Source organism: Massilia sp. LC238 (genome assembly GCF_000735635.1).
Classification (GTDB): Bacteria; Pseudomonadota; Gammaproteobacteria; order Burkholderiales; family Burkholderiaceae_D; genus Telluria; species Telluria varians.
Genome location: NZ_JNNN01000033.1, coordinates 1 through 19,561 on the forward strand (window position 1 = coordinate 1; position 19,561 = coordinate 19,561).

Sequence of the window (19,561 nt, forward strand, 5' to 3'; positions counted from 1 at the left end):
GCCCTGCTGGGCTTGCTCGCCGGCGGCGCCCAGGCGGGCATTTGCCCTTCACGGCCGACTCGCACTTGTAATGGACGTGCACGCCCGCCTGGGCGCCGCCGGCGAGCAAGCCCAGCAGGGCGATGGCGGCAATCGCCTTGTTTTTCGTATGCATGATGGTCTCCCTTGGCAGCGGCCCGCGCCATGCGGCGGGCCATGCTTGCATCCTGCATGCCAAATGTGGAGAAATGATGGAGCGCAGAGCTAGAGGTCGCAGCGGTAGCCGAGCCCATAGATCGAGCGGATCGCTTCCAGCCCCGGCGCGGCGGCATCGATCTTGCGCCGCAGGTTCTTGATGTGGCTGTCGATGGCGCGGTCGGTGGCGTCCAGGCTGTGGGCACGGGCGGCATCGAGCAGCTGGGCGCGCGAGAACACCTGCCCCGGGCGCCGCGCCAGCGCCGCCAAGATCGCGAATTCGGTCGGGGTCAGGTCGAGCTGCCGGCCCTGGATCGCGATACGGCGCGCGCCCTCGTCGATGGCCAGCACGCGTTGGGCTTCTGCCGGGCCCGCGCGGCGCAGGATGGCCTTGATGCGGGCCATCAGTTCGCGCGGGCTGAAGGGCTTGCACAGGTAGTCGTCGGCGCCGGCTTCCAGGCCGAGCAGGCGGTCGATCTCCTCGACCCGCGCGGTTACCATGATCACCGGCAGGTCGCTGGACGCGCGCAGCGTGCGGCACAGCGACAGGCCGTCGAGGCCCGGCAGCATCAGGTCGAGCACGACCAGGGCGGGCGGGTGGACGCGGATCGCGGCCAGTGCCTCGCGGCCGTCGCCGAAGACCTGCGGCGCATAGCCGGAAGCGCGCGCGTAGTCGGCGACCAGCGCGGCCAGTTCGGGTTCGTCTTCCACGATCATGATGGACTGGCTCATGCGGCGCCTCGCGCCAGCGGCAGGGACAGCGTCACGCGCAGGCCGCCGAGCGGCGAGTGGGCGAAGGCCAGGCTGCCGCCCTGGGCTTCGAGCAGGCGCCGGCATAGCGCCAGGCCGAGCCCGGCGCCGCCATGGGCACGGCTGCGCGAGGCGTCGACGCGGTAGAAGCGTTCGGCCAGGCGCGCCAGGGCATCGTCCGGCACGCCCGGGGCGCTGTCGTCGATGACGAGGTGAAGGCAGCTAGTGTCGGCATGCGCATGGAGCGCGATGCGCCCGCCCGCGGCGGTATACCGCAGGCTGTTCTCGAACAGGTTGTCCAGCACCTGACGCAGGCGGTCCGGGTCGGCCAGCACGCGGCTGCGCGCAGGGGCGGCGCCGGGCTCGAAGGCTAGGGCGGCCGCCTGCAGGCGCGCGGCGAAGCCTTGCGCGTGGGCGCTGGCGAGCTCCCACAGGTCGAGCGGGACCGGCTTGCAGTCGAGCGCCCCGACGTCGGCGCGCGCCAGCGCATACAGTTCGTCGATCAGCTTGTTCAGGGCCAGCACCTGGCGCAGCATGGACTCGACGGTCTCGGGCGTGGCGCTGCGCACGCCGTCCTGCAGGGCCTCGAGCTGGGCGCGCAGCACGGCCAGCGGGGTGCGCAGCTCGTGCGAGGTATCGGCCACCCACTGGCGGCGCGCCCCTTCCGCGCTTTCCAGCTGCTGCGCCAGGGCGTTGAAGTGGCGCGCCAGCTCGCCCAGCTCGTCGCTGCGGGTGCTCGGCAGGCGTACCCTGTAGCGGCCGCCGGCCAGCGCGCCGGCGCCTGCGGCCAGGCGTTCGATCGGGTGGCGGAAGTGGCGCGCCAGCAGCACGGCGGCAAGCGCGCTCAGGGCGACTGCCGCGGCGACGATCGGCCACAGGCTGCTGCGCAGCTGTTCCAGGAAGGCGAAGGCCATCGCATCGCTCGGCCGCTGGCTGGGCGCCACGCCGAGCAGGCCGACCGTGCGGCCGCCGACTTCGATGGCACGGTGGACCAGCGGGAAGTCGCCCGGCACGCGCCCTGCCAGGTAGGCGCCCTTCGCATCGAGCAGGGTGACGCGCTGGTGCAGGTCGTAGGTCACGCCATCGGCACGCGGCGCGTCCACGCGCGGCGGAGCCAGGGGCAGCGCCGGTGGCGCAGGAGGAGCGGGCGGCGCTGGCGGCGCTGGCGGCATGACGCCGTCCATCGGCGCAGCCGGGATTGGGGCGCTGGCCCGCGCGGGCGTTGCCGGAGGCAGGGGAGCTGCCGGTAGCTCGGGCGCCGGTGGCACGGCCATCGTCCGGCGCGCGCGTTCCTCCTGCAGGCGCACCAGCTCCTGCGCAATCCAGCCGTGCCGTGCATCGCCGGCGGGCAGGAATTGCCAGCCGCCCTGGGCCAGGTAGCGCGTCGCCAGGCTGTCCGACAGTTCGCCCAGGCGGTCGAGTTCGATGCCGACGGCGTAGTCGCCGAAGCTGGCCAGCACGTTCTGGCGCAGCAGGTAAACGGCGCTGGCAACCACCGCGAGGATGGCGAGCAGGACCGAGATGAAGAGACGGTGGCCGATAGAAAATTTCACAATGTCGAGTCAGTGTCGGACTACATGAAAGAGATTTTTTATTCTCAAAAAGATGTGGCGAACGATCATCCTATTCTAGTGATGCCAAAACTGCACTTGAAATTACTTCCAGTCTGACGGAGGAAACGCCGGAGCCGGCAAGGTTCAGTCCTACAAGACTATTGCCGGTTTTGGGTGGTCTACCGGCCTCGTCGTGGTTAGGATGGACCTGTCTCAGCCACTTCCGGCTGGTGCTTTCAACATAGATAGGAGGCAACTATGGCATCGAATAACCAAGGCGGCAACAAGGGCAACAACCAGGGCAATCAGCAGAGCGGCGATACCAGCAACCGCGGTTTCGCTTCGATGGATCCGCAGAAGCAGCGCGAGATTGCATCGGAAGGCGGCCGTGCTGCACACGCATCGGGCAATGCCCATGAGTTCACCTCGGAAGAAGCACGCCGTGCCGGCTCGATGAGCCACGGCGGCGGTGGCGGCCAGCAGAGTGGCGGCCAGGGCGGCAACCAGCAAAGTGGCGGTGGCGGCCGCGGCGGCAATCAGGCTAGCAGCGGCAACACCCGCGGCGGCTCGCCGGAGCAGCATGCCAAGGCCGGCTCGCAGAGCCACAAGAACGACAAGTAACCAATAGCATCGTTCTTCGTAGGGTGGGCAAGTTTCTTGCCCACGCGGTGATAGCTGGCAGCAAGATCATCCGGCACGAAAGCGGAGCCACTACCTATCACCGCGTGGGCGGGAAAACAGTCCACTGGACTGTTTTCCCGCCCACCCTACCTAATACACGTCACGCCGGTAGCGTCCCTCGGCCGTGAGCGCATCCAGTGTCTCCGCACCCAGGACTTCCGTCAGCGCCTCGTGCACGCCCCCCGCCATCCCCTGCAGGCTGCCGCACACGTAGATCGCCGCGCCCCCGTCGACCCAGCTGCGCAGCGTTTGCGCCTGCTCGCGCACCAGGTGCTGCACATAGCGCGGCGCCGCCTGATCTCGCGAGAAAGCGAGGTCGAGCCGGGCCAGGTCGCCCGAGGCCAGCCATCCCTGCAGCTCGTCGCGGCACAGGAAGTCGTGGGCAGCATTGCGTTCGCCGAACAGCAGCCAGTTGTCGCCTTTTCCGTCATCGATGCGCGACTTGAGCAGCGCGCGCAGCCCGGCCAGCCCGCTGCCGTTGCCGATCGCAATCAGGGGACGTGCGGCGTTGCCGTTCAGGCGGAAGCGCGCATGCGCGCGGATGCGCAGGCGGACCACCTCATCCGGCGAAGCCGTCTCGCACAGCCAGCTAGACGCCGCGCCCAGGCTGCCGTCCTCGCGCCGCTGCAGGCGCACCAAGAGTTCCAGCCGGCCTTCGGAAGGCAGGGACGCGATCGAATATTCACGCGGATGTTCCGGGTCGGCGGGGGCGCTGACCTGGGCCAGGTCGCCGGCCTCCCATGCCGGCAGTGCGGCATCAAGCGGGACCAGCGCGATGCGGTACAGCGGGGCGCCGGCGCTGCCCGGATTGGCGAGCTCGCGCGCTGCGATGCGCCACTCGCCGTAGCTCGGGGCTTCCCAGTCCGGGGCGTCGCTGGTGCCGGCCAGGCGGCCGATGTGGTGCTGCCATGCGGCCAGCGCCGCGGCGTTGCCGCGGTCGACGTCGATGCGTTCGAACAGCGGCGTGGCGCCGTGCGCGGTTAGCCAGCCGTCCAGCGCGCGGCCGAAGCCGCAGTAATTCGTGTAGCTGCTGTCGCCCAGCGCCAGCACCGCGTAATGCAGCTGCGACAGGTCGAGCCCGGCACCCATGGTCACGCCGGCGAAACGCGCGGCGCTGTCGGGGGCGTCGCCCTCGCCATAGGTGCTGGCGATGAACAGGATCCGGCCGGCCTTCGACAGCGTGTCCGGGTCGAGCGCCGACATGCAGGCCGCGCGCGCCGACAGGCCGCCCGTCGTCAAGGTGGCCGCGGTCTGTTCCGCCAGGTATTCGGCGCTGCCGGTCTGGCTGGCGTGGACCACCAGCCAGTCGGCCTTGCCCGTGGCGGTGGCCTTGCGGGCGCCGGCGCGGGCGCGCCAGAACGCGAAGCACATCGCGAGGTAGCCGCCCGACAGGGCAAGGGCGCTGCCCCAGCGCACCGGATCGATGGTGAGCATCATTGCAGCAGCTCGCGCCAGGCGGCGCTGGTATGCTCGCGCAACCCGCCCTCGTGGCGAACCAGGTAGCGCCCCGCGATGCCGCGCGCATCGGCAAAGGCCAGTCCCGCCTCGACGCCCATCACGGTCAGCGCGGTGGAGAGTGCATCGGCCACCATGCAGCTGGCCGCCACGACCGTACAGGAAGCGACGCCGTTGGCGATCGGATGGCCGCTGCGCGGGTCGATCGTGTGCGACGCGCGCTGCCGACCGTGCTCGAAGTAGCTGCGGTAGTCGCCCGAGGTGGCGACCGCCAGCCCGTGCAGGGCCACCATGGCCTGCGGGCTTGCTGCCGCATCGGGCACGCCTTCGATCTCGACCCACCAGGGCTCGCCGCCCGGCTTCATGCCGGCGCCGCGCAGCTCGCCGCCGACTTCGACCAGGTAGTGGCGCACGCCGAGGCGCTCCAGGCACAGGCCCAGGCGGTCCACGCCATAGCCCTTGGCGATCGAGGAGAAATCGAGGACGGCGCCGCCCGGCTGCAGCAGGCGGCGGCCCGCGCGGTCGAGCTGCGGGACGGCCCTGGCGCGGCGCGCCAGGGTGCTGGCGACTTCGATGGGGGAGGGCAGCTGGAAACCGGCCCCGTCATGGCGGCCGGTCGGGCCGAAGCCCCACAGTCTGACCAGCGCCCCGGCGGCCGGGTCGTAGGCGCCGGCCGTGTCTTCATGGACCTGCAGCGCAAGATCGACGACGTCGTAGAACTGCGGCGGCAGCGCATGCCAGCTGCCGGCCGGCGCGCGGTTGTAACGCGCCAGCAGGGAGCTTTCTTCCCAGTGGCTCATCTGCGCGACGATCTCGTCCAGCTCGCGCTGCAGGGCGGCTTCCAGACCCTGGCCCGCCCCGGGCGGCACCAGCATCTGCGCCGACCAGGTGGTGCCCATCGAACGGCCGGCCGCCTTGCGCAGCACGCTGCCCGCCGGAGGGAGTGCCATGTCGATCTCGAAGGGAACGAGGACGCTGCGCAGGTTCTGCATGCCGGCCTGCCGTCCTTACTGGGGCAGCACTTCGAAGGTGGCGGCGTAGGTGTAGCGCTTGGCGCCCGGCTGCTGCGGGGCGCCGCGTTCGCCGTGCGGCACTGCCGCGCTCAGGTAGTACATGTTCGGCGCCGCCACGGTGAAGCTGGCTTCGCCCTTGGCGTCGGTGGTCAGGCGCTGCTCGCCCGAGGAGCCGCGGTACTTGGCGGTGCCCGGCACCACGCTGAACGGCATGCTGGCCACCGGCTTGCCGTCGAGCTGGAAGCGCACGCGGATCGGCTCGCCGACACGCAGGTCGGACGGGTGGGTGACCGGCACCAGCTCGAGGCCGACGCCGCTCGGCTTCAGGGCGGTCTCGTTCATCTTGTTGGCCGAGACGAAGGTTTCCAGGCGGGTGTGCACGTTGGTGGTCTGCACTTCGGTGGCGCCGGCCGGCACCTGCACCTGCGGGCTGCCCTGCGGGCCGCGGAAGCGCTTGGTCTCGCCGTTCAGCTTGTAGCTGCCCATCACGTTGTTGTTGACGATGGACAGGCGGTAGGTGCCGTCCTTCGGCAGGCGCAGGTCGAGCGTGCTGCGGTACTTGCCCAGCACCGCGCCGGTGGCCTTGCTGGTCGCGCCGTCCGGGTCGGTGATGGTCAGGTTGTCCAGGCGCAGCGGGGCGTGGTTGAATTCGAACAGCTGGTTCGAGATGCCGGCGTCGAGCGTGACCCAGGCTTCCTTGGCGTCGACCATGGTGCTGTTCGGCAGCAGCCAGGCGTCGTGCGCCTGCGCGGTGAAGGACATGCCGGCGAGGATCAGGCCGAGCAGGGCGGCTTTGGTGAAGCGGGGTTGTTGCATGGTGTGTTCTCCTGTTCTTGATGCGTTATTGGATCTGGAGCGACACGGCCCCCAGTTCGTCCTTGCCCGCCGCGCTGGCCGCGACCTTGCCCTTGCCGGCCCAGTTGAAGGGCAGCTTGACCACTTCGCGTCCGCCCGATTCGCGCGAGGCCTCGACCACCAGCGTGTAGTCGCCGGCCGGGAGCTTGTCCAGGCCATGGCGCGCGCCGTCGAACTTCATGGTGTGGGCGCCCGGCGGACGGGTCGCGCCGCTCACGCCGTCGATCGGCATGGTCGCTTCGCGCCCGGCCTTGCGCCACCAGGTGCGCAGGTCCTTCAGCCATTTCTCGCCTTCGCGGTTCTTCAGCTTGAGGTCGTACAGCACGGCCAGGTTCGATGCGACCGTCTGGTCGGCGCGCTCGATCCAGATCGCTACATAGGGCTTGTGGTATTCGGCCACGTTCAGGCGCGGCAGCTCGAACTTGACGGACAGGTCGGCGCCCACGGCCCAGCTCGATGCAAACGGCAGGGTCAGGAGGAGTGAATGGGACAGTTTCATTCTTGGTCTTCTCAATGGGGGTCAATGAACGAACAGCAGGGCCAGCACGATCGGCAGCACGATGCCGAAACCGACCACGGGCCAGGTCGACGGCCGCTTGGCCGCGTGGTACTTCAGGATCAGGAAGCCGGTGATGCAGAACACCACGCAGGCGACCGAGAAAATGTCGATGAACCAGCTCCACACCGGGCCCGTGTTGCGACCCTTGTGCATGTCGTTGAGCCAGGAGATCCAGCCACGGTCGGTCCGCTCGTATTCGGCGCTGCCGTCGGCCGCGATGCGCAGCCAGGCGTCGCCGCCCGGGCGGGGCAGGGCCAGGTAGGCGTCTTCCTCGCTCCACTCGGCGCGCTTGCCGCGCGCCTCGACCGGGAAGGCGGCGTTGGCCCAGTCCGCGATCTCGCTCGGCAGCGGCACTTCGGCGTCGGCATGCTCGGCGGCGAATGTCGCGAGCTGGGCGCGCAGGGGCTCGGGCAGGCTCGCCTTCAGGCGGGTGACCCGGGGCTCGGCCTCGATCAGGCTGGCATTATTTAGGGTCAGGCCGGTAAAGCTGAACAGCAGCATCGCCATCAGGCAGATGGCGGAGCTGATCCAGTGCCACTGGTGCAGCTGCTTCAAATAGACGGCGCGACCCGCGCTGGGCAGGGTCTTGGGTGCTGCGGATGCGGAAGTGGTCGGTCCGGTTGGGCTCATCATTAAATGATAACGATTATCATTTACCTGGTCAACCCGCTCCGTGTGGCTTTACAAATAGAAATAAAACATTTCTTGTTGAACGCTCTGCCTTGCCCGGAAGCTTGCGTTACAATACTGTGCGCCAAAAGGCAGCAGGAGGCCTGTTTGCCTTGCTTGGTGCACAGAACGACGTCCTTCCCCCACAACTTGAGAAGTAAGTGCGATCCGCTAACCGGTCAGGCCGTGTCGCGGAAGGTTAGATTAACCCGCCCCATACTCGCGAAGCGCGAAGAAAGGTGAGCAAGAATGATGCAGCAACAGAATGCGAACTCGTACCTGTTCGGCGGTAATGCGCCCTACGTGGAAGAGTTGTACGAAGCGTACCTGAACAATCCGGGTTCGGTCCCGGAAAACTGGCGCGCTTACTTTGACCAGATGCAGCACGTGCCCGCAGTGGACGGCTCCAGCCGCCCGGACGTGGTCCACTCCTCGGTCGTCGCCTCGTTCGCGGAACGCGCGAAGCAGGGCCCCATCCGCACCATCAGCGCCTCCTCCGACCCGGAAATGGGCCGCAAGCGCGTGGCCGTCACCCAGCTGATCGCCGCCTACCGCTACCTCGGCTCGCGCTGGGCCAACCTCGACCCGCTGCAGCGCCAGGAACGTCCGCCGCTGCCGGAACTCGACCCGGCCTTCTACGGCTTCACCGAAGCGGACCTCGACACCGTCTTCAACATCAGCAATACCTACTTCGGGAAAGAAACCGCGCCGCTGCGCGACATCCTGAACATGCTGCGTGATACTTACTGCCGTTCGATCGGCGCCGAGTTCATGTACATCAGCGATCCGACCGAAAAGCGCTGGCTGCAGGAGCGCCTGGAGTCGATCCGCTCGACCCCGACCTTCACCGGCGAAAAGAAAAAGCACATCCTCGAGCGCCTGACCGCGGCCGAAGGCCTGGAACGCTACCTCCACACCAAGTACGTCGGCGCCAAGCGCTTCTCGCTGGAAGGCGGCGAATCCTTCATCGCCTCGATCGACGAAGTCATCCAGCGCGCCGGTGAAAAGGGCGTGCAGGAAATCGTCATCGGCATGGCCCACCGCGGCCGCCTGAACGTGCTGGTCAACACCCTGGGCAAGAGCCCGGCCGACCTGTTCGAAGAATTCGAAGGCAAGCACGCCGACGACCTGCCGGCAGGCGACGTGAAATACCACCAGGGCTTCTCGAGCGACATCTCGACCCCGGGCGGCCCGGTCCACCTGTCGCTGGCCTTCAACCCCTCGCACCTCGAGATCGTCAACCCGGTCGTCGAAGGTTCGGTCAAGGCGCGCATGGAACGCCGAGGCGACCGCAAGGGCAAGGAAGTGCTGCCGATCCTGGTGCACGGCGACGCCGCATTCGCCGGCCAGGGCGTGGTCATGGAAACCCTGAACCTGGCCCAGACCCGCGGCTACGGCACCGGCGGTACCGTCCATATCGTCATCAACAACCAGATCGGCTTCACCACCTCGGACCCGCGCGACGCCCGTTCGACCATCTACTGCTCGGACGTCGTCAAGATGATCGAGGCGCCGGTGCTGCACGTGAACGCCGACGATCCGGAAGCGGTCGTGCTGGCCTCGCAGATCGCGATGGACTACCGCACCGAGTTCGGCAAGGACGTGGTCGTGGACATCGTCTGCTACCGCAAGCTGGGCCACAACGAGCAGGACACCCCGGCCCTGACCCAGCCGCTGATGTACAAGAAGATCGCCAAGCATCCGGGCACCCGCAAGCTGTACGCGGAGAAGCTGGCTGCCCAGGGCACCGTGCCGCCGGAAACCGGTGACCAGCTGGTCGCCGAGTACCGCGCCGCGATGGACGCCGGCAAGCACACCGTCGATCCGGTGCTGACCAACTTCAAGGGCAAGTACGCCGTCGACTGGGCGCCGTTCCTGAACAAGAAGTGGACCGACGCTTGCGATACCTCGGTGCCGCTGGCCGAACTGAAGCGCCTGGCCGAACGCATCACCAAGGTGCCGGAAGGCTTCAAGCCGCACTCGCTGGTCGAGAAGGTCCTGAACGACCGCGCCACCATGGGCCGCGGCGAGATGAACCTCGACTGGGGCATGGGCGAGCACCTGGCATTCGCCTCGCTGCTGTCCTCGGGCTACGCAGTGCGCCTGTCGGGCCAGGACGCCGGCCGCGGCACCTTCGTGCACCGCCACGCCGTGCTGCACGACCAGAACCGCGAGCGCTGGGACCAGGGCATCTACCTGCCGCTGGCCAACGTCTCGGACAACCAGGCCAACTTCACCGTGATCGACTCGGTGCTGTCGGAAGAAGCGGTGCTCGGCTTCGAGTACGGCTACTCGACCGCCGAACCGAACACGCTCACCATCTGGGAAGCCCAGTTCGGCGACTTCGTCAACGGCGCCCAGGTCGTCATCGACCAGTTCATCGCTTCGGGCGAAGTGAAGTGGGGCCGCGCCTCGGGCCTGACCATGATGCTGCCGCACGGCTACGAAGGCCAGGGTCCGGAGCACTCGTCGGCACGCATCGAGCGCTTCCTGCAGCTGTGCGCCGACAACAACATGCAAGTGGTGCAGCCGACCACGGCCGCCCAGATCTTCCACCTGCTGCGCCGCCAGATGGTGCGCCAGTTCCGCAAGCCGCTGGTGATCTTCACGCCGAAGTCACTGCTGCGTAACAAGGACGCCGGCTCGCCGCTGACCGACCTGGCCAAGGGCGGCTTCCAGACCGTGATCGGCGAAGTGGACGAGAAGATCGACGCATCCAAGGTCAAGCGCGTGCAGGTCTGCTCGGGCAAGGTCTACTACGACCTGGTCAACGCACGCAAGACCCGCGGCGTCAGCGATGTCGCCATCGTTCGTATCGAACAGATGTACCCGTTCCCGCACAAGTCGTTCGCCGCCGAACTGAAGAAGTACCCGAACGCGACCGAAGTGGTGTGGGTGCAGGACGAGCCGCAGAACCAGGGTCCGTGGTTCCAGATCCAGCACAATGTCTTCGAAAGCATGGAAGACGGCCAGCGCCTCGCCTACGCAGGCCGTCCGGCTTCCTCGTCGCCTGCGGTCGGCTATGCCGACAAGCATGTGGCGCAGCAGAAGGAACTGCTGGAAACCGCGTTCTCGAAACTCAAGGGTTTCATCCTGACCAAGTAATCACCACTGCCCCCGCATGCGTCTGACGCACGGGGGCGTTTGCATACAGAATACATAAACGGAGCTACAACAAAATGGCACAAATCGAAGTCAAGGTCCCCCAACTGTCGGAATCGGTTGCTGAAGCAACCCTGCTGTCCTGGCACAAGAAAGTCGGCGAGCAGGTCTCGCGCGACGAGAACATGATCGACATCGAGACCGACAAGGTGGTCCTGGAACTGCCGGCCCCGAGCGAAGGCGTGATCGTCCAGCTGCTCAAGGCCGACGGCGCCACCGTCGTGTCGGGCGAAGTCATCGCCATCATCGACACCGAAGCTTCGGCCCAGACCAGCCCGCTGGAAGTGAAGCCGATCCCGTCGGCCGCCCCGAACGCACCGATCGCCGCCGCTCCTGCTGCCGCAGGCCCGGCCGCAGGGGCGGGCGGCGCGAAGGGCGACGTCGCCATGCCGGCCGCCGCCAAGATCCTGGCTGACAACAACATGAGCGCCGCCGACGCCACCGGCACCGGCCGCGACGGCCGCGTGACCAAGGGCGACGCCCTGGCCGCTGTCGCCAACAAGCCTGCCGCTGCCGCCGCTCCGGCACCTGCCGCCGCCAAGCCGGCCCTGCAATCGGTCGCCGCACCGGTCGCCAACCTGGGCGACCGTCCGGAAGAGCGCGTGCCGATGAGCCGCCTGCGCGCCCGCATCGCCGAGCGCCTGCTGCAGTCGCAGCAGACCAACGCCATCCTGACCACCTTCAACGAGGTGAACATGGCGCCGGTCATGGAACTGCGCAACAAGTACAAGGACAAGTTCGAGAAAGAGCACGGCGTCAAGCTGGGCTTCATGTCCTTCTTCGTCAAGGCCGCTGTCGCCGCCCTGAAGAAGTACCCGATCCTGAACGCCTCGGTCGACGGTAACGACATCGTCTACCACGGCTACTTCGACATCGGTATCGCCGTCGGTTCGCCGCGCGGCCTGGTGGTGCCGATCCTGCGCAACGCCGACCAGCTGTCGATCGCCGAGATCGAGAAGAAGATCGGCGAATTCGGCCAGAAAGCCAAGGACGGCAAGCTGACCCTGGAAGACCTGAACGGCGGTACCTTCTCGATCTCGAACGGCGGCGTGTTCGGCTCGATGCTGTCGACCCCGATCATCAACCCGCCGCAGTCGGCGATCCTGGGCGTGCACGCCACCAAGGACCGCGCCGTCGTGGAAAACGGCCAGATCGTCATCCGCCCGATGAACTACCTGGCGATGTCGTACGACCACCGCATCATCGACGGCCGCGAAGCCGTGCTGGGCCTGGTGGCCATGAAGGACGCGCTGGAAGATCCGGCACGCCTGCTGCTCGACCTGTAATTCGGCAGCACCGTAGTGCAATACAGACATGCCTGCGTTTGCAGGCATGTCCCCAACACCAGTGAGGACCGCCATGATCTCCGATGAAATCCGGCGTTTGCACGAACTGCACCAGGCCGGCGCGCTCTCCGACGCCGAATTCGAGCAGGCCAAGGCGAAAGTGCTGGCCAGCGAAAAAGTCAGCCTGGAAAAGGAGGGCAGGAGCAGCGCAGGGGCAGGTTTCGGCCCGCCGCCCGGCAGCTTCGAGGCCAAGCTGAAGTCCCTGCGCCGTACGCGCCGCGACCGCTGGCTGGCCGGCGTCTGCGGCGCCCTGAGCGATGGCTTCGGCATGGACATCTATGCCTGGCGCCTCGTGTTCGTCCTGCTCACCCTGGTGACCTCCGGTGCTGGGGCGCTGGCCTATCTGGCGCTGTGGATCTTTGTCCCAGAAGAATAAATAAGGAAGCTATTCATGAGTAACGAGAAACAATTCGACGTCGTCGTGATCGGCGGCGGCCCTGGCGGCTACATCGCCGCCATCCGTGCAGCGCAGCTCGGCTTCAAGACCGCTTGCATCGACGCATGGAGCAATGCGGCAGGCAAGCCGGCCCCGGGCGGCACCTGCACCAACGTCGGCTGCATCCCGTCCAAGGCCCTGCTGCAGTCGTCGGAGCACTTCGAGCACGCCGGCCACGCCTTTGCCGACCACGGCATCAAGGTTGGCGGCCTGGAACTCGACCTGCCGACCATGCTCAAGCGTAAGGACACCATCGTCAAGCAGAACAACGACGGCATCCTGTTCCTGTTCAAGAAGAACAAGGTCACCTTCTTCCACGGCCTCGGTTCGTTCGCCGGCAAGACCGAGGGCGGCTACACCGTCAACGTGAGCGGTCCGACCACCGACACCCTGACTGCCAAGAACGTGGTCATCGCGACCGGTTCGAACGCCCGCCAGCTGCCGGGCGCGGAATTCGACGAGAAGCTGATCCTGTCGAACGAAGGCGCACTGGCGATCGACGCCGTGCCGTCGAAGCTGGGCGTGATCGGCGCCGGCGTCATCGGCCTGGAAATGGGCTCGGTGTGGCGCCGCGTCGGTGCTGACGTCACCGTGCTGGAAGGCCTGCCGACCTTCCTGGGCGCGGTCGACGAGCAGATCGCCAAGGAAGCGCACAAGCTGTTCACCAAGCAGGGCCTGAAGATCAACCTGGGCTGCAAGATCGGTGCGATCACCAAGGGCGAGAACAACGTCACCGTCAACTACGCCGATTCGACCGGCGCCGAGCAGACCGCCACTTTCGACCGCCTGATCATCTCGATCGGCCGCGTGCCGAACACCAACGGCCTGAATGGCGAAGCGGTCGGCCTGCAGCTGGACGAGCGCGGCTTCGTGGTCGTGGACGACGAGTGCCGTACCAGCCTGCCGGGCGTGTGGGCAGTCGGCGACGTGGTGCGCGGCCCGATGCTAGCGCACAAGGCGGAAGAAGAGGGCGTCGCGGTTGCCGAGCGCATCGCCGGCCAGCACGGCCACGTCAACTTCAACACCATCCCGTGGGTCATCTACACCTCGCCGGAAATCGCCTGGGTCGGCAAGACCGAGCAGCAACTGAAGGCCGAAGGCGTGTCCTACAAGGCCGGCACCTTCCCGTTCATGGCCAACGGCCGTGCGCGTGCGCTGGGCGACACCTCGGGCATGGTGAAGTTCCTGGCCGATGCCACGACCGATGAAATCCTGGGCGTGCACATCGTCGGCCCGGTGGCTTCGGAGCTGATCTCGGAAGCCGTCGTCGCGATGGAGTTCAAGGCCTCGTCGGAAGACATCGCCCGCATCTGCCACGCGCACCCGTCGCTGTCGGAAGCCGTCAAGGAAGCCGCGCTGGCGGTGGACAAGCGTTCGCTGAACTTCTAAGTTTCACCTGTAGGGTGGGCGGCGCATTTCAGGCCCTGCCTGAAATGCGCCGCCCACCCTACGTTTACACCGTCACTATGAACGTCCAAGAGTATTACCAGCACGCGCTGACCGAGCGCGGCTTCAAGTCCGACCCGGCACAGGCCGCCGCGGTGGATCGCCTGCAGCAGGCGTACGACGACTGGGTCCAGTACAAGGCCCAGCGGTCGTCCGCTTTCAAGCGCCTCATCAACCGCCCGGACGTGCCCAAGGGCGTGTACATGTGGGGCGGGGTGGGGCGCGGCAAGTCCTTCCTGATGGACTCCTTCTATTCGGTGGTGCCGGTGGTGCGCAAGACCCGCCTGCACTTCCACGAATTCATGCGCGCCGTGCATGGCCAACTGGATGAACTGAAAGGCGTGGCCGATCCGCTCGACGAAGTCGCCAAGCGCATCGCGAAAAAATACCGCCTGATCTGCTTCGACGAATTCCACGTCTCGGACATCGCCGACGCGATGATCCTGTACAACCTGCTCAAGGCCTTGTTCGACAACGGCGTCTCCTTCGTGATGACCTCGAACTACGAGCCGTCGACCCTGTATCCGGACGGGCTGCACCGCGACCGCATGTTGCCCACCATCGCGCTGCTCAAGGACAAGCTGGACGTCCTGAACGTCGATGCCGGCAACGACTACCGCAAGCGCGCGCTCGAGCAGGTGGAGGCCTACTACACGCCGCTGAATGCGGCCTCGGACCATGCGCTGCGCGAAGCCTATGCCAAGGTGGCCGACACCGCCGACGAGAGCCCGATCGTGCACATCGAGAACCGCGAGATCCGCGCACTGCGCCGCGCCGGCGGCGTGATCTGGTTCGACTTCGCCACCCTGTGCGGCGGGCCGCGCTCGCAGAACGACTATCTCGAACTGGCCTCGCGCTTCCACACCGTGATCCTGTCAGGCATCCCGGCCATGTCCGCGGGACAGTCCTCGGAAGCGCGCCGCTTCACCTGGCTGGTGGACGTGTTCTACGACCACAAGGTCAAGCTGATCATGTCGGCCGCGGTGGAGCCGGAGGAGCTGTACACCCAGGGTATGCTCGCGAACGAATTCCACCGCACGGTCTCGCGTATCATTGAAATGCAGTCGCGCGAATACATGCTGGCCGAACGCCGCGGCGCCGCCGATGCCATCGCCTGATCGAAAGGAAACCATGAGGAGTTACTCAATCATCCGCGTCCTCGCCGCGGCCGCGGTCGCCGCAAGCCTGTCCGCCTGCGCCAGCGTCGAGCCGGGCCCTGCGCTGGAAACGGTCGACCCCACCACCTCGGTGGAACAGGCCGATCAGCGCCTGGCCGCGGTCGCCGTCGAACGGGCCGCGATCGAGGCGCGCTATGCCGAGCGGGAAGCGGTCTGCTACGAGAAATTCTTCGTCAATAACTGCCTGGACGAAGCGAAAGAACGCCGCCGCGTGGCCTTGAATGCGCAGCGCAACATCGAAATCGAAGCCGAGCGCTTCAAGCGCCGCGTGAAGGTCGAGGAGCGCGACCGCGAGATCGCCGCCGCAGACGCCGAATACAAGGCCGAGGAAGCGCGCCTGGCGGCCGAACCGCCGCCACCGCCACGCGACACCACGGCCGTGCCGCCACCCAAGCCGTCGCCGGCCGCCTCGCGCATGGCGCGCCGCACTGCCAAGGCAAAGGAAGAGGCTGCCCGCGCACCAGAGGAAGCCGCCAAGGCCGCGGCGAACGTGCGCGCGTTCGAGGAACGCAAGCGCAAGGCGGAGCAGAAGCAGAAGGAAGTCGCGCAGCGCTTGGCCGAGCGCGAGGCGAAGGCGGCCGCGCGTAAAGCCGAGGAAGAGAAGGCGAAGGCGGCGACGCCGGCTGCGGGAAAGTGAATTAGTGCATTCTGCTAGCGCTTGCTAGCGACCACTACAAGTTGATCCGTCGTCCCGGCGCAGGCCGGGACCCAAGTTCGTCGCCTATCGGCTGCGCTTGATGCTAGCAGGGGCGCGTGCAAAATTGGATTCCGGCCTACGCCGGAATGACGGCTCGACGGCTAACAATGGAAGGGCCGTTGGCAGTGTTCAGACTGGCCGCCCAACCCTTCCCGCCAAGCCATCCTGCGCCGGCTTCACCAGCTTCACAATCGCCATCGAGCAATTCCCGCCCTTGCCCTGCGAGCGCTCCTTCGCCTTGTTGATCAGCATTTCGGATGCCTGCCGCGGCGTGGCCCTGCTGGTGGCCGCCGCCAGTTCGGCATCCGTGAAGAAATGCCATAAACCGTCCGAGGCCAGCAGGAACACGTCTCCCGGCGCCAGCCCGGTGTGGCTGCCGAAGCTCACGAAGGGCTCCTTGCGGCTGTTGCCCATGACGTTGAGCAGCAGCTTGGACTTGCGGTGGTTCCTTGCCGCGTCCTCCGGCAGCCTGTCGCTGGAGACCAGGTGCTGCACATAGGCCGCGTCGCCCGTGCGCAGCTTGCACTTGCCGTCATGAAAATGGTACAGGCGCGAGTCGCCCACATGTCCCCACACCGCCTCGCCGTGCGGCGTCAATACCAGGCCGACGAAGCTCGCATGCGCTTCCAGTCCCTCGCCGGCGCCGAGCATCACCGAGTTCATCTTCATGACCAGATGGGTTTCGCTGACGATGTCCTGTAGCAGCTGCTCGATCCGCTCCAGGCTGGGGCGGTCGCCCGGCTTGAATTCGTCGAAGACCTGGCGCGCCGTGTGCAGCACCTGGTCCGCCCCTGCAGCGCCGGCGATGCCGTCCGACAGCACGGCCAGCACGTAACCGGGCGCGCGGGCGCCGGTCAAGAGGGCAACGCGGTCGTTCTGCTGCGGGCGGTTCCCGATGTGCTGCGCGGTTCCCGCTTCGATCTTGTATGTTGTCATAAACCTTTATTTCCGTAGCGCCTGCGCCAATCTTTGTTGGCGGCAACCTCAGCGTAGATTAAACTATGCACCGAGAAGCCGTGGTGTTGCAAGCCGAACACAAGCGGCCGCCATCACGTGCCGCCTCCGACTGCCGGCGCCGCCACCCCAGCCCCCGCAAACGCTTTGTAAAGAACTGTTTGGAACAGCCATCATGACCGACGTCCAGGACATCCAGCGCCGCATCATTGAACTCGACGTGGAACACCGCGACCTCGATGCCGTCATTTCGATGCTTGCCGCGGACGGCCATGCCGACCAGCTCCAGCTGCGCCGTTTGAAAAAGCGTAAGCTGCAGCTGAAGGATCATATTACGCTGCTGAAGATGCAGCTGGTGCCCGATATTCCAGCTTGACCCAAGCTATAAAGAAACAAGCATTTTGACCGACCATCTCCCTGTTCCTGGCGTGACCGCCGAGCCGGTGGAGACGCCGCCGCAGGGCGACGTGCTTCCCGCCAGCGCCCGTCCGCCTGGTAAATACGACGACGAGCTCGACCGCCTGTTCGGGGCGGGAGGCCCGCTCGCGCCCAACGTCGGCACCTACAAGCCGCGCCAGTCGCAAACCGAGATGGCCAAGGCCATCGCGGCGGCGATCGCCGAGCAGAAGGTCTTGATGGCCGAGGCCGGCACCGGCACCGGCAAGACCTTCGCCTACCTCGTCCCGGCGCTGCTGTGGGGCGGCAAGACCATCATCTCGACCGGTACCAAGAACTTGCAGGATCAATTGTTCCTGCGCGACATCCCGACCATCCGCGCCGCGCTGCGCGCGCCGGTCTCGGTGGCCCTGCTCAAGGGACGCTCGAACTACGTCTGCCATTTCCACCTGGAGCGCACGCTGAACAACGGGCGCCTGACCTCGCGCGACGACGTCGGACACCTGCGCGAGATCTCGCGCTTCATCAAGATGACCAACTCGGGCGACAAGGCCGAGCTGGCCAAGGTGCCGGAAAACGCCACGGTCTGGAACCTGGTCACCTCCACGCGCGACAGCTGCATGGGCGCCGAGTGCCAGTATTACCAGGACTGCTTCGTGATGAAGGCGCGCCGCGAGGCCCAGCAGGCCGACGTGGTGGTGGTCAACCACCACCTGTTCTTCGCCGACGTGGCCCTGAAGGACACCGGCGTCGCCGAACTGCTGCCCTCGGCCAACACCATCATCTTCGACGAAGCGCACCAGCTGCCGGACACCGCCACGCTGTTCTTCGGCCAGTCGGTCTCGACCTCGCAGGTGCTGGAACTGTGCCGCGACGTGCTGGCCGAAGGCCTGGCGCATGCGCGCGGACCGGACTGGGCCAAGGTCGTGACCGTGGTGGAAAAGGCCGCGCGCGACCTGCGCCTGACCTTCCCGGAAGGCGGTACCCGCCTGTCGCTGCCGCAGATCCTGCCAACCTCGGCCTTCTTCCCGGCGCTGGACAAGCTGAAGGAAGAGCTGTCCGGCATGATCACCGTGCTGGAAGAACATTCCGCCCGCGCGGAGACGATCGAGGCCTGCCGCCTGCGCGCGCACGAGCTCAGCGCGTCCTTCGACGCCTGGAAGCCGGATGCCAAGAAAGGCAAGGCGGTGGCGGGCGACGATGCCGCCGTGCTGTGGGTCGAGGCCTTCAATTCTTCCCTTCAGCTGCACAAGACGCCGCTGTCGATCGCCCCGATCTTCTCGGGCCAGCGCGAAGGCACGCCGCGCAGCTGGATCTTCACCTCGGCGACGCTGGCGGTGAAGAACGACTTCAAGCATTTCTCCGACCAGATGGGCCTGACCGGTGAACCGGCCATGACCTGGCCGAGCCCGTTCAACTACGGCGAGCAGGGCATCCTCTACGTGCCGACTGGCTTACCGGAGCCGAATTCCTTCCAGTACACCGACGCCTGCGTCGACATCGCGCTGCCGGTGATCGAGGCAGCGGGCGGGCGCACCTTCTTCCTGTGCACGACCATCCGCGCCGTGAACAAGGTGGCCGAGCGCCTGCGCGAGGAATTCGCCGCGCGCGGACTGGATTTCCCGCTGTTCGTGCAGGGCGAGCGCGGCCGTACCGAACTGCTGGATTCCTTCCGCAACGCCGGCAACGCCGTGCTGGTGGGCAGCCAGAGCTTCTGGGAAGGCGTGGACGTGCGCGGCGACGCGCTCTCGCTCGTCATCATCGACAAGCTGCCCTTCGCCCCGCCGGACGATCCGGTGCTGGCGGCGCGCATCGAGGTGATGGAAAAGCAGGGGCTGAACGGCTTCATGCACCACCAGCTGCCGGAGGCGATCATCACGCTCAAGCAGGGAGCAGGGCGCCTGATCCGCGACGTGGACGACCGCGGGGTATTGATGATCTGCGACCCGCGCATCATTACCAAGCCCTACGGCAGGCGTATCTGGCAGAGCCTGCCGCCGTTCAAGCGCACCCGGGTGCAGTCGGAAGTGATCGAGTTTTTCCGGCCGGGGACGATGGCGGATGCGGCGGATTTGAACGCCTGACGAGGTATCGTAGGGTGGGCGGGGAATGTATGGCACAGGGACATAGGTAACAGTCGTCTAGAGACATAGGTAACACCTTTTATGATCAGCGCACGACCAATAACTGGAGCGTGCGATGCCTTGGAAGGAGTGTTCCCGGATGGCCTCTCGTCT

At 66.6% G+C, this 19,561-nt stretch carries 17 protein-coding genes; 9 read left to right on the plus strand and 8 right to left on the minus strand.

The features are described 5' to 3' along the window. Positions 1-243: 243 nt before the first annotated feature. The gene (locus FG94_RS08590; RefSeq protein ID WP_036209862.1) at positions 244-906 is read right to left on the minus strand and encodes a response regulator; all 663 of its coding nucleotides are present in this window, start codon (positions 904-906) and stop codon (positions 244-246) included. Beyond that, positions 903-2,477 (minus strand): ATP-binding protein, encoded by a 1,575-nt coding sequence (locus tag FG94_RS08595; protein ID WP_051996352.1) that lies wholly within the window; start codon positions 2,475-2,477, stop codon positions 903-905. The genes FG94_RS08590 and FG94_RS08595 overlap by 4 nt, the downstream gene beginning before the upstream one ends. Before the next feature lie 258 nt (positions 2,478-2,735). Here FG94_RS08595 and FG94_RS08600 point away from each other — a divergent pair, with 258 nt between their 5' ends. Further along, positions 2,736-3,098: a KGG domain-containing protein gene (locus FG94_RS08600; protein WP_036209867.1), complete on the plus strand. Its 363-nt coding sequence runs from the start codon at positions 2,736-2,738 to the stop codon at positions 3,096-3,098. A gap of 150 nt (positions 3,099-3,248) precedes the next feature. On the opposite strand, the gene FG94_RS08605 is transcribed toward FG94_RS08600, so the two are convergent. Genes FG94_RS08605 through FG94_RS08625 form a run of 5 tightly spaced genes read right to left on the minus strand, consistent with a single transcriptional unit; the run spans position 3,249 to position 7,670 of the window. Then, positions 3,249-4,595: a sulfite reductase subunit alpha gene (locus FG94_RS08605; protein WP_036209870.1), complete on the minus strand. Its 1,347-nt coding sequence runs from the start codon at positions 4,593-4,595 to the stop codon at positions 3,249-3,251. Continuing rightward, positions 4,592-5,605: an FAD:protein FMN transferase gene (locus tag FG94_RS08610; protein WP_200879961.1), complete on the minus strand. Its 1,014-nt coding sequence runs from the start codon at positions 5,603-5,605 to the stop codon at positions 4,592-4,594. The genes FG94_RS08605 and FG94_RS08610 overlap by 4 nt, the downstream gene beginning before the upstream one ends. A gap of 15 nt (positions 5,606-5,620) precedes the next feature. After that, positions 5,621-6,442 (minus strand): DUF4198 domain-containing protein, encoded by an 822-nt coding sequence (locus FG94_RS08615; RefSeq protein WP_036209872.1) that lies wholly within the window; start codon positions 6,440-6,442, stop codon positions 5,621-5,623. A gap of 25 nt (positions 6,443-6,467) precedes the next feature. After that, entirely contained in the window at positions 6,468-6,980 is a 513-nt protein-coding gene (locus tag FG94_RS08620; protein ID WP_036209876.1) for a DUF2271 domain-containing protein, read from the minus strand. Positions 6,981-7,001: 21 nt separating this feature from the next. Continuing rightward, the gene (locus tag FG94_RS08625; RefSeq protein WP_036209902.1) at positions 7,002-7,670 is read right to left on the minus strand and encodes a PepSY-associated TM helix domain-containing protein; all 669 of its coding nucleotides are present in this window, start codon (positions 7,668-7,670) and stop codon (positions 7,002-7,004) included. Between the two features lie 288 nt (positions 7,671-7,958). Between FG94_RS08625 and FG94_RS08630 the strand changes: the two genes are divergently transcribed. The 6 genes from FG94_RS08630 to FG94_RS08655 all read left to right on the plus strand — a co-directional run bounded on the left by FG94_RS08630 (position 7,959) and on the right by FG94_RS08655 (position 15,914). Further along, a complete protein-coding gene (locus FG94_RS08630) occupies positions 7,959-10,814 on the plus strand; it encodes a 2-oxoglutarate dehydrogenase E1 component (RefSeq protein WP_036209878.1) in 2,856 nt (951 codons plus the stop codon). A gap of 74 nt (positions 10,815-10,888) precedes the next feature. After that, positions 10,889-12,157: a 2-oxoglutarate dehydrogenase complex dihydrolipoyllysine-residue succinyltransferase gene (odhB, locus tag FG94_RS08635; protein ID WP_036209881.1), complete on the plus strand. Its 1,269-nt coding sequence runs from the start codon at positions 10,889-10,891 to the stop codon at positions 12,155-12,157. Positions 12,158-12,230: 73 nt separating this feature from the next. Beyond that, positions 12,231-12,593, plus strand: a complete 363-nt coding sequence (locus tag FG94_RS08640) for a PspC domain-containing protein (protein WP_036209882.1) — start codon at positions 12,231-12,233, stop codon at positions 12,591-12,593. A gap of 15 nt (positions 12,594-12,608) precedes the next feature. Continuing rightward, positions 12,609-14,042, plus strand: coding sequence for a dihydrolipoyl dehydrogenase (gene lpdA, locus FG94_RS08645; RefSeq protein WP_036209885.1), 1,434 nt, complete (start codon positions 12,609-12,611; stop codon positions 14,040-14,042). Between the two features lie 77 nt (positions 14,043-14,119). Then, positions 14,120-15,217: a cell division protein ZapE gene (zapE, locus tag FG94_RS08650; RefSeq protein WP_036209889.1), complete on the plus strand. Its 1,098-nt coding sequence runs from the start codon at positions 14,120-14,122 to the stop codon at positions 15,215-15,217. Between the two features lie 13 nt (positions 15,218-15,230). Further along, on the plus strand, positions 15,231-15,914 hold the full coding sequence (locus FG94_RS08655) for a hypothetical protein (protein ID WP_036209891.1): 684 nt from the start codon (positions 15,231-15,233) through the stop codon (positions 15,912-15,914). A gap of 189 nt (positions 15,915-16,103) precedes the next feature. Here FG94_RS08655 and FG94_RS08660 read toward each other — a convergent pair whose 3' ends face one another. Then, positions 16,104-16,910: a PP2C family serine/threonine-protein phosphatase gene (locus FG94_RS08660; protein WP_036209893.1), complete on the minus strand. Its 807-nt coding sequence runs from the start codon at positions 16,908-16,910 to the stop codon at positions 16,104-16,106. Between the two features lie 193 nt (positions 16,911-17,103). Between FG94_RS08660 and FG94_RS08665 the strand changes: the two genes are divergently transcribed. Then, complete coding sequence (locus FG94_RS08665) at positions 17,104-17,304, plus strand: YdcH family protein (RefSeq protein ID WP_027867157.1); 201 nt, start codon at positions 17,104-17,106, stop codon at positions 17,302-17,304. A gap of 25 nt (positions 17,305-17,329) precedes the next feature. Next, on the plus strand, positions 17,330-19,408 hold the full coding sequence (locus tag FG94_RS08670) for an ATP-dependent DNA helicase (protein WP_036209896.1): 2,079 nt from the start codon (positions 17,330-17,332) through the stop codon (positions 19,406-19,408). Positions 19,409-19,561: the final 153 nt, after the last annotated feature.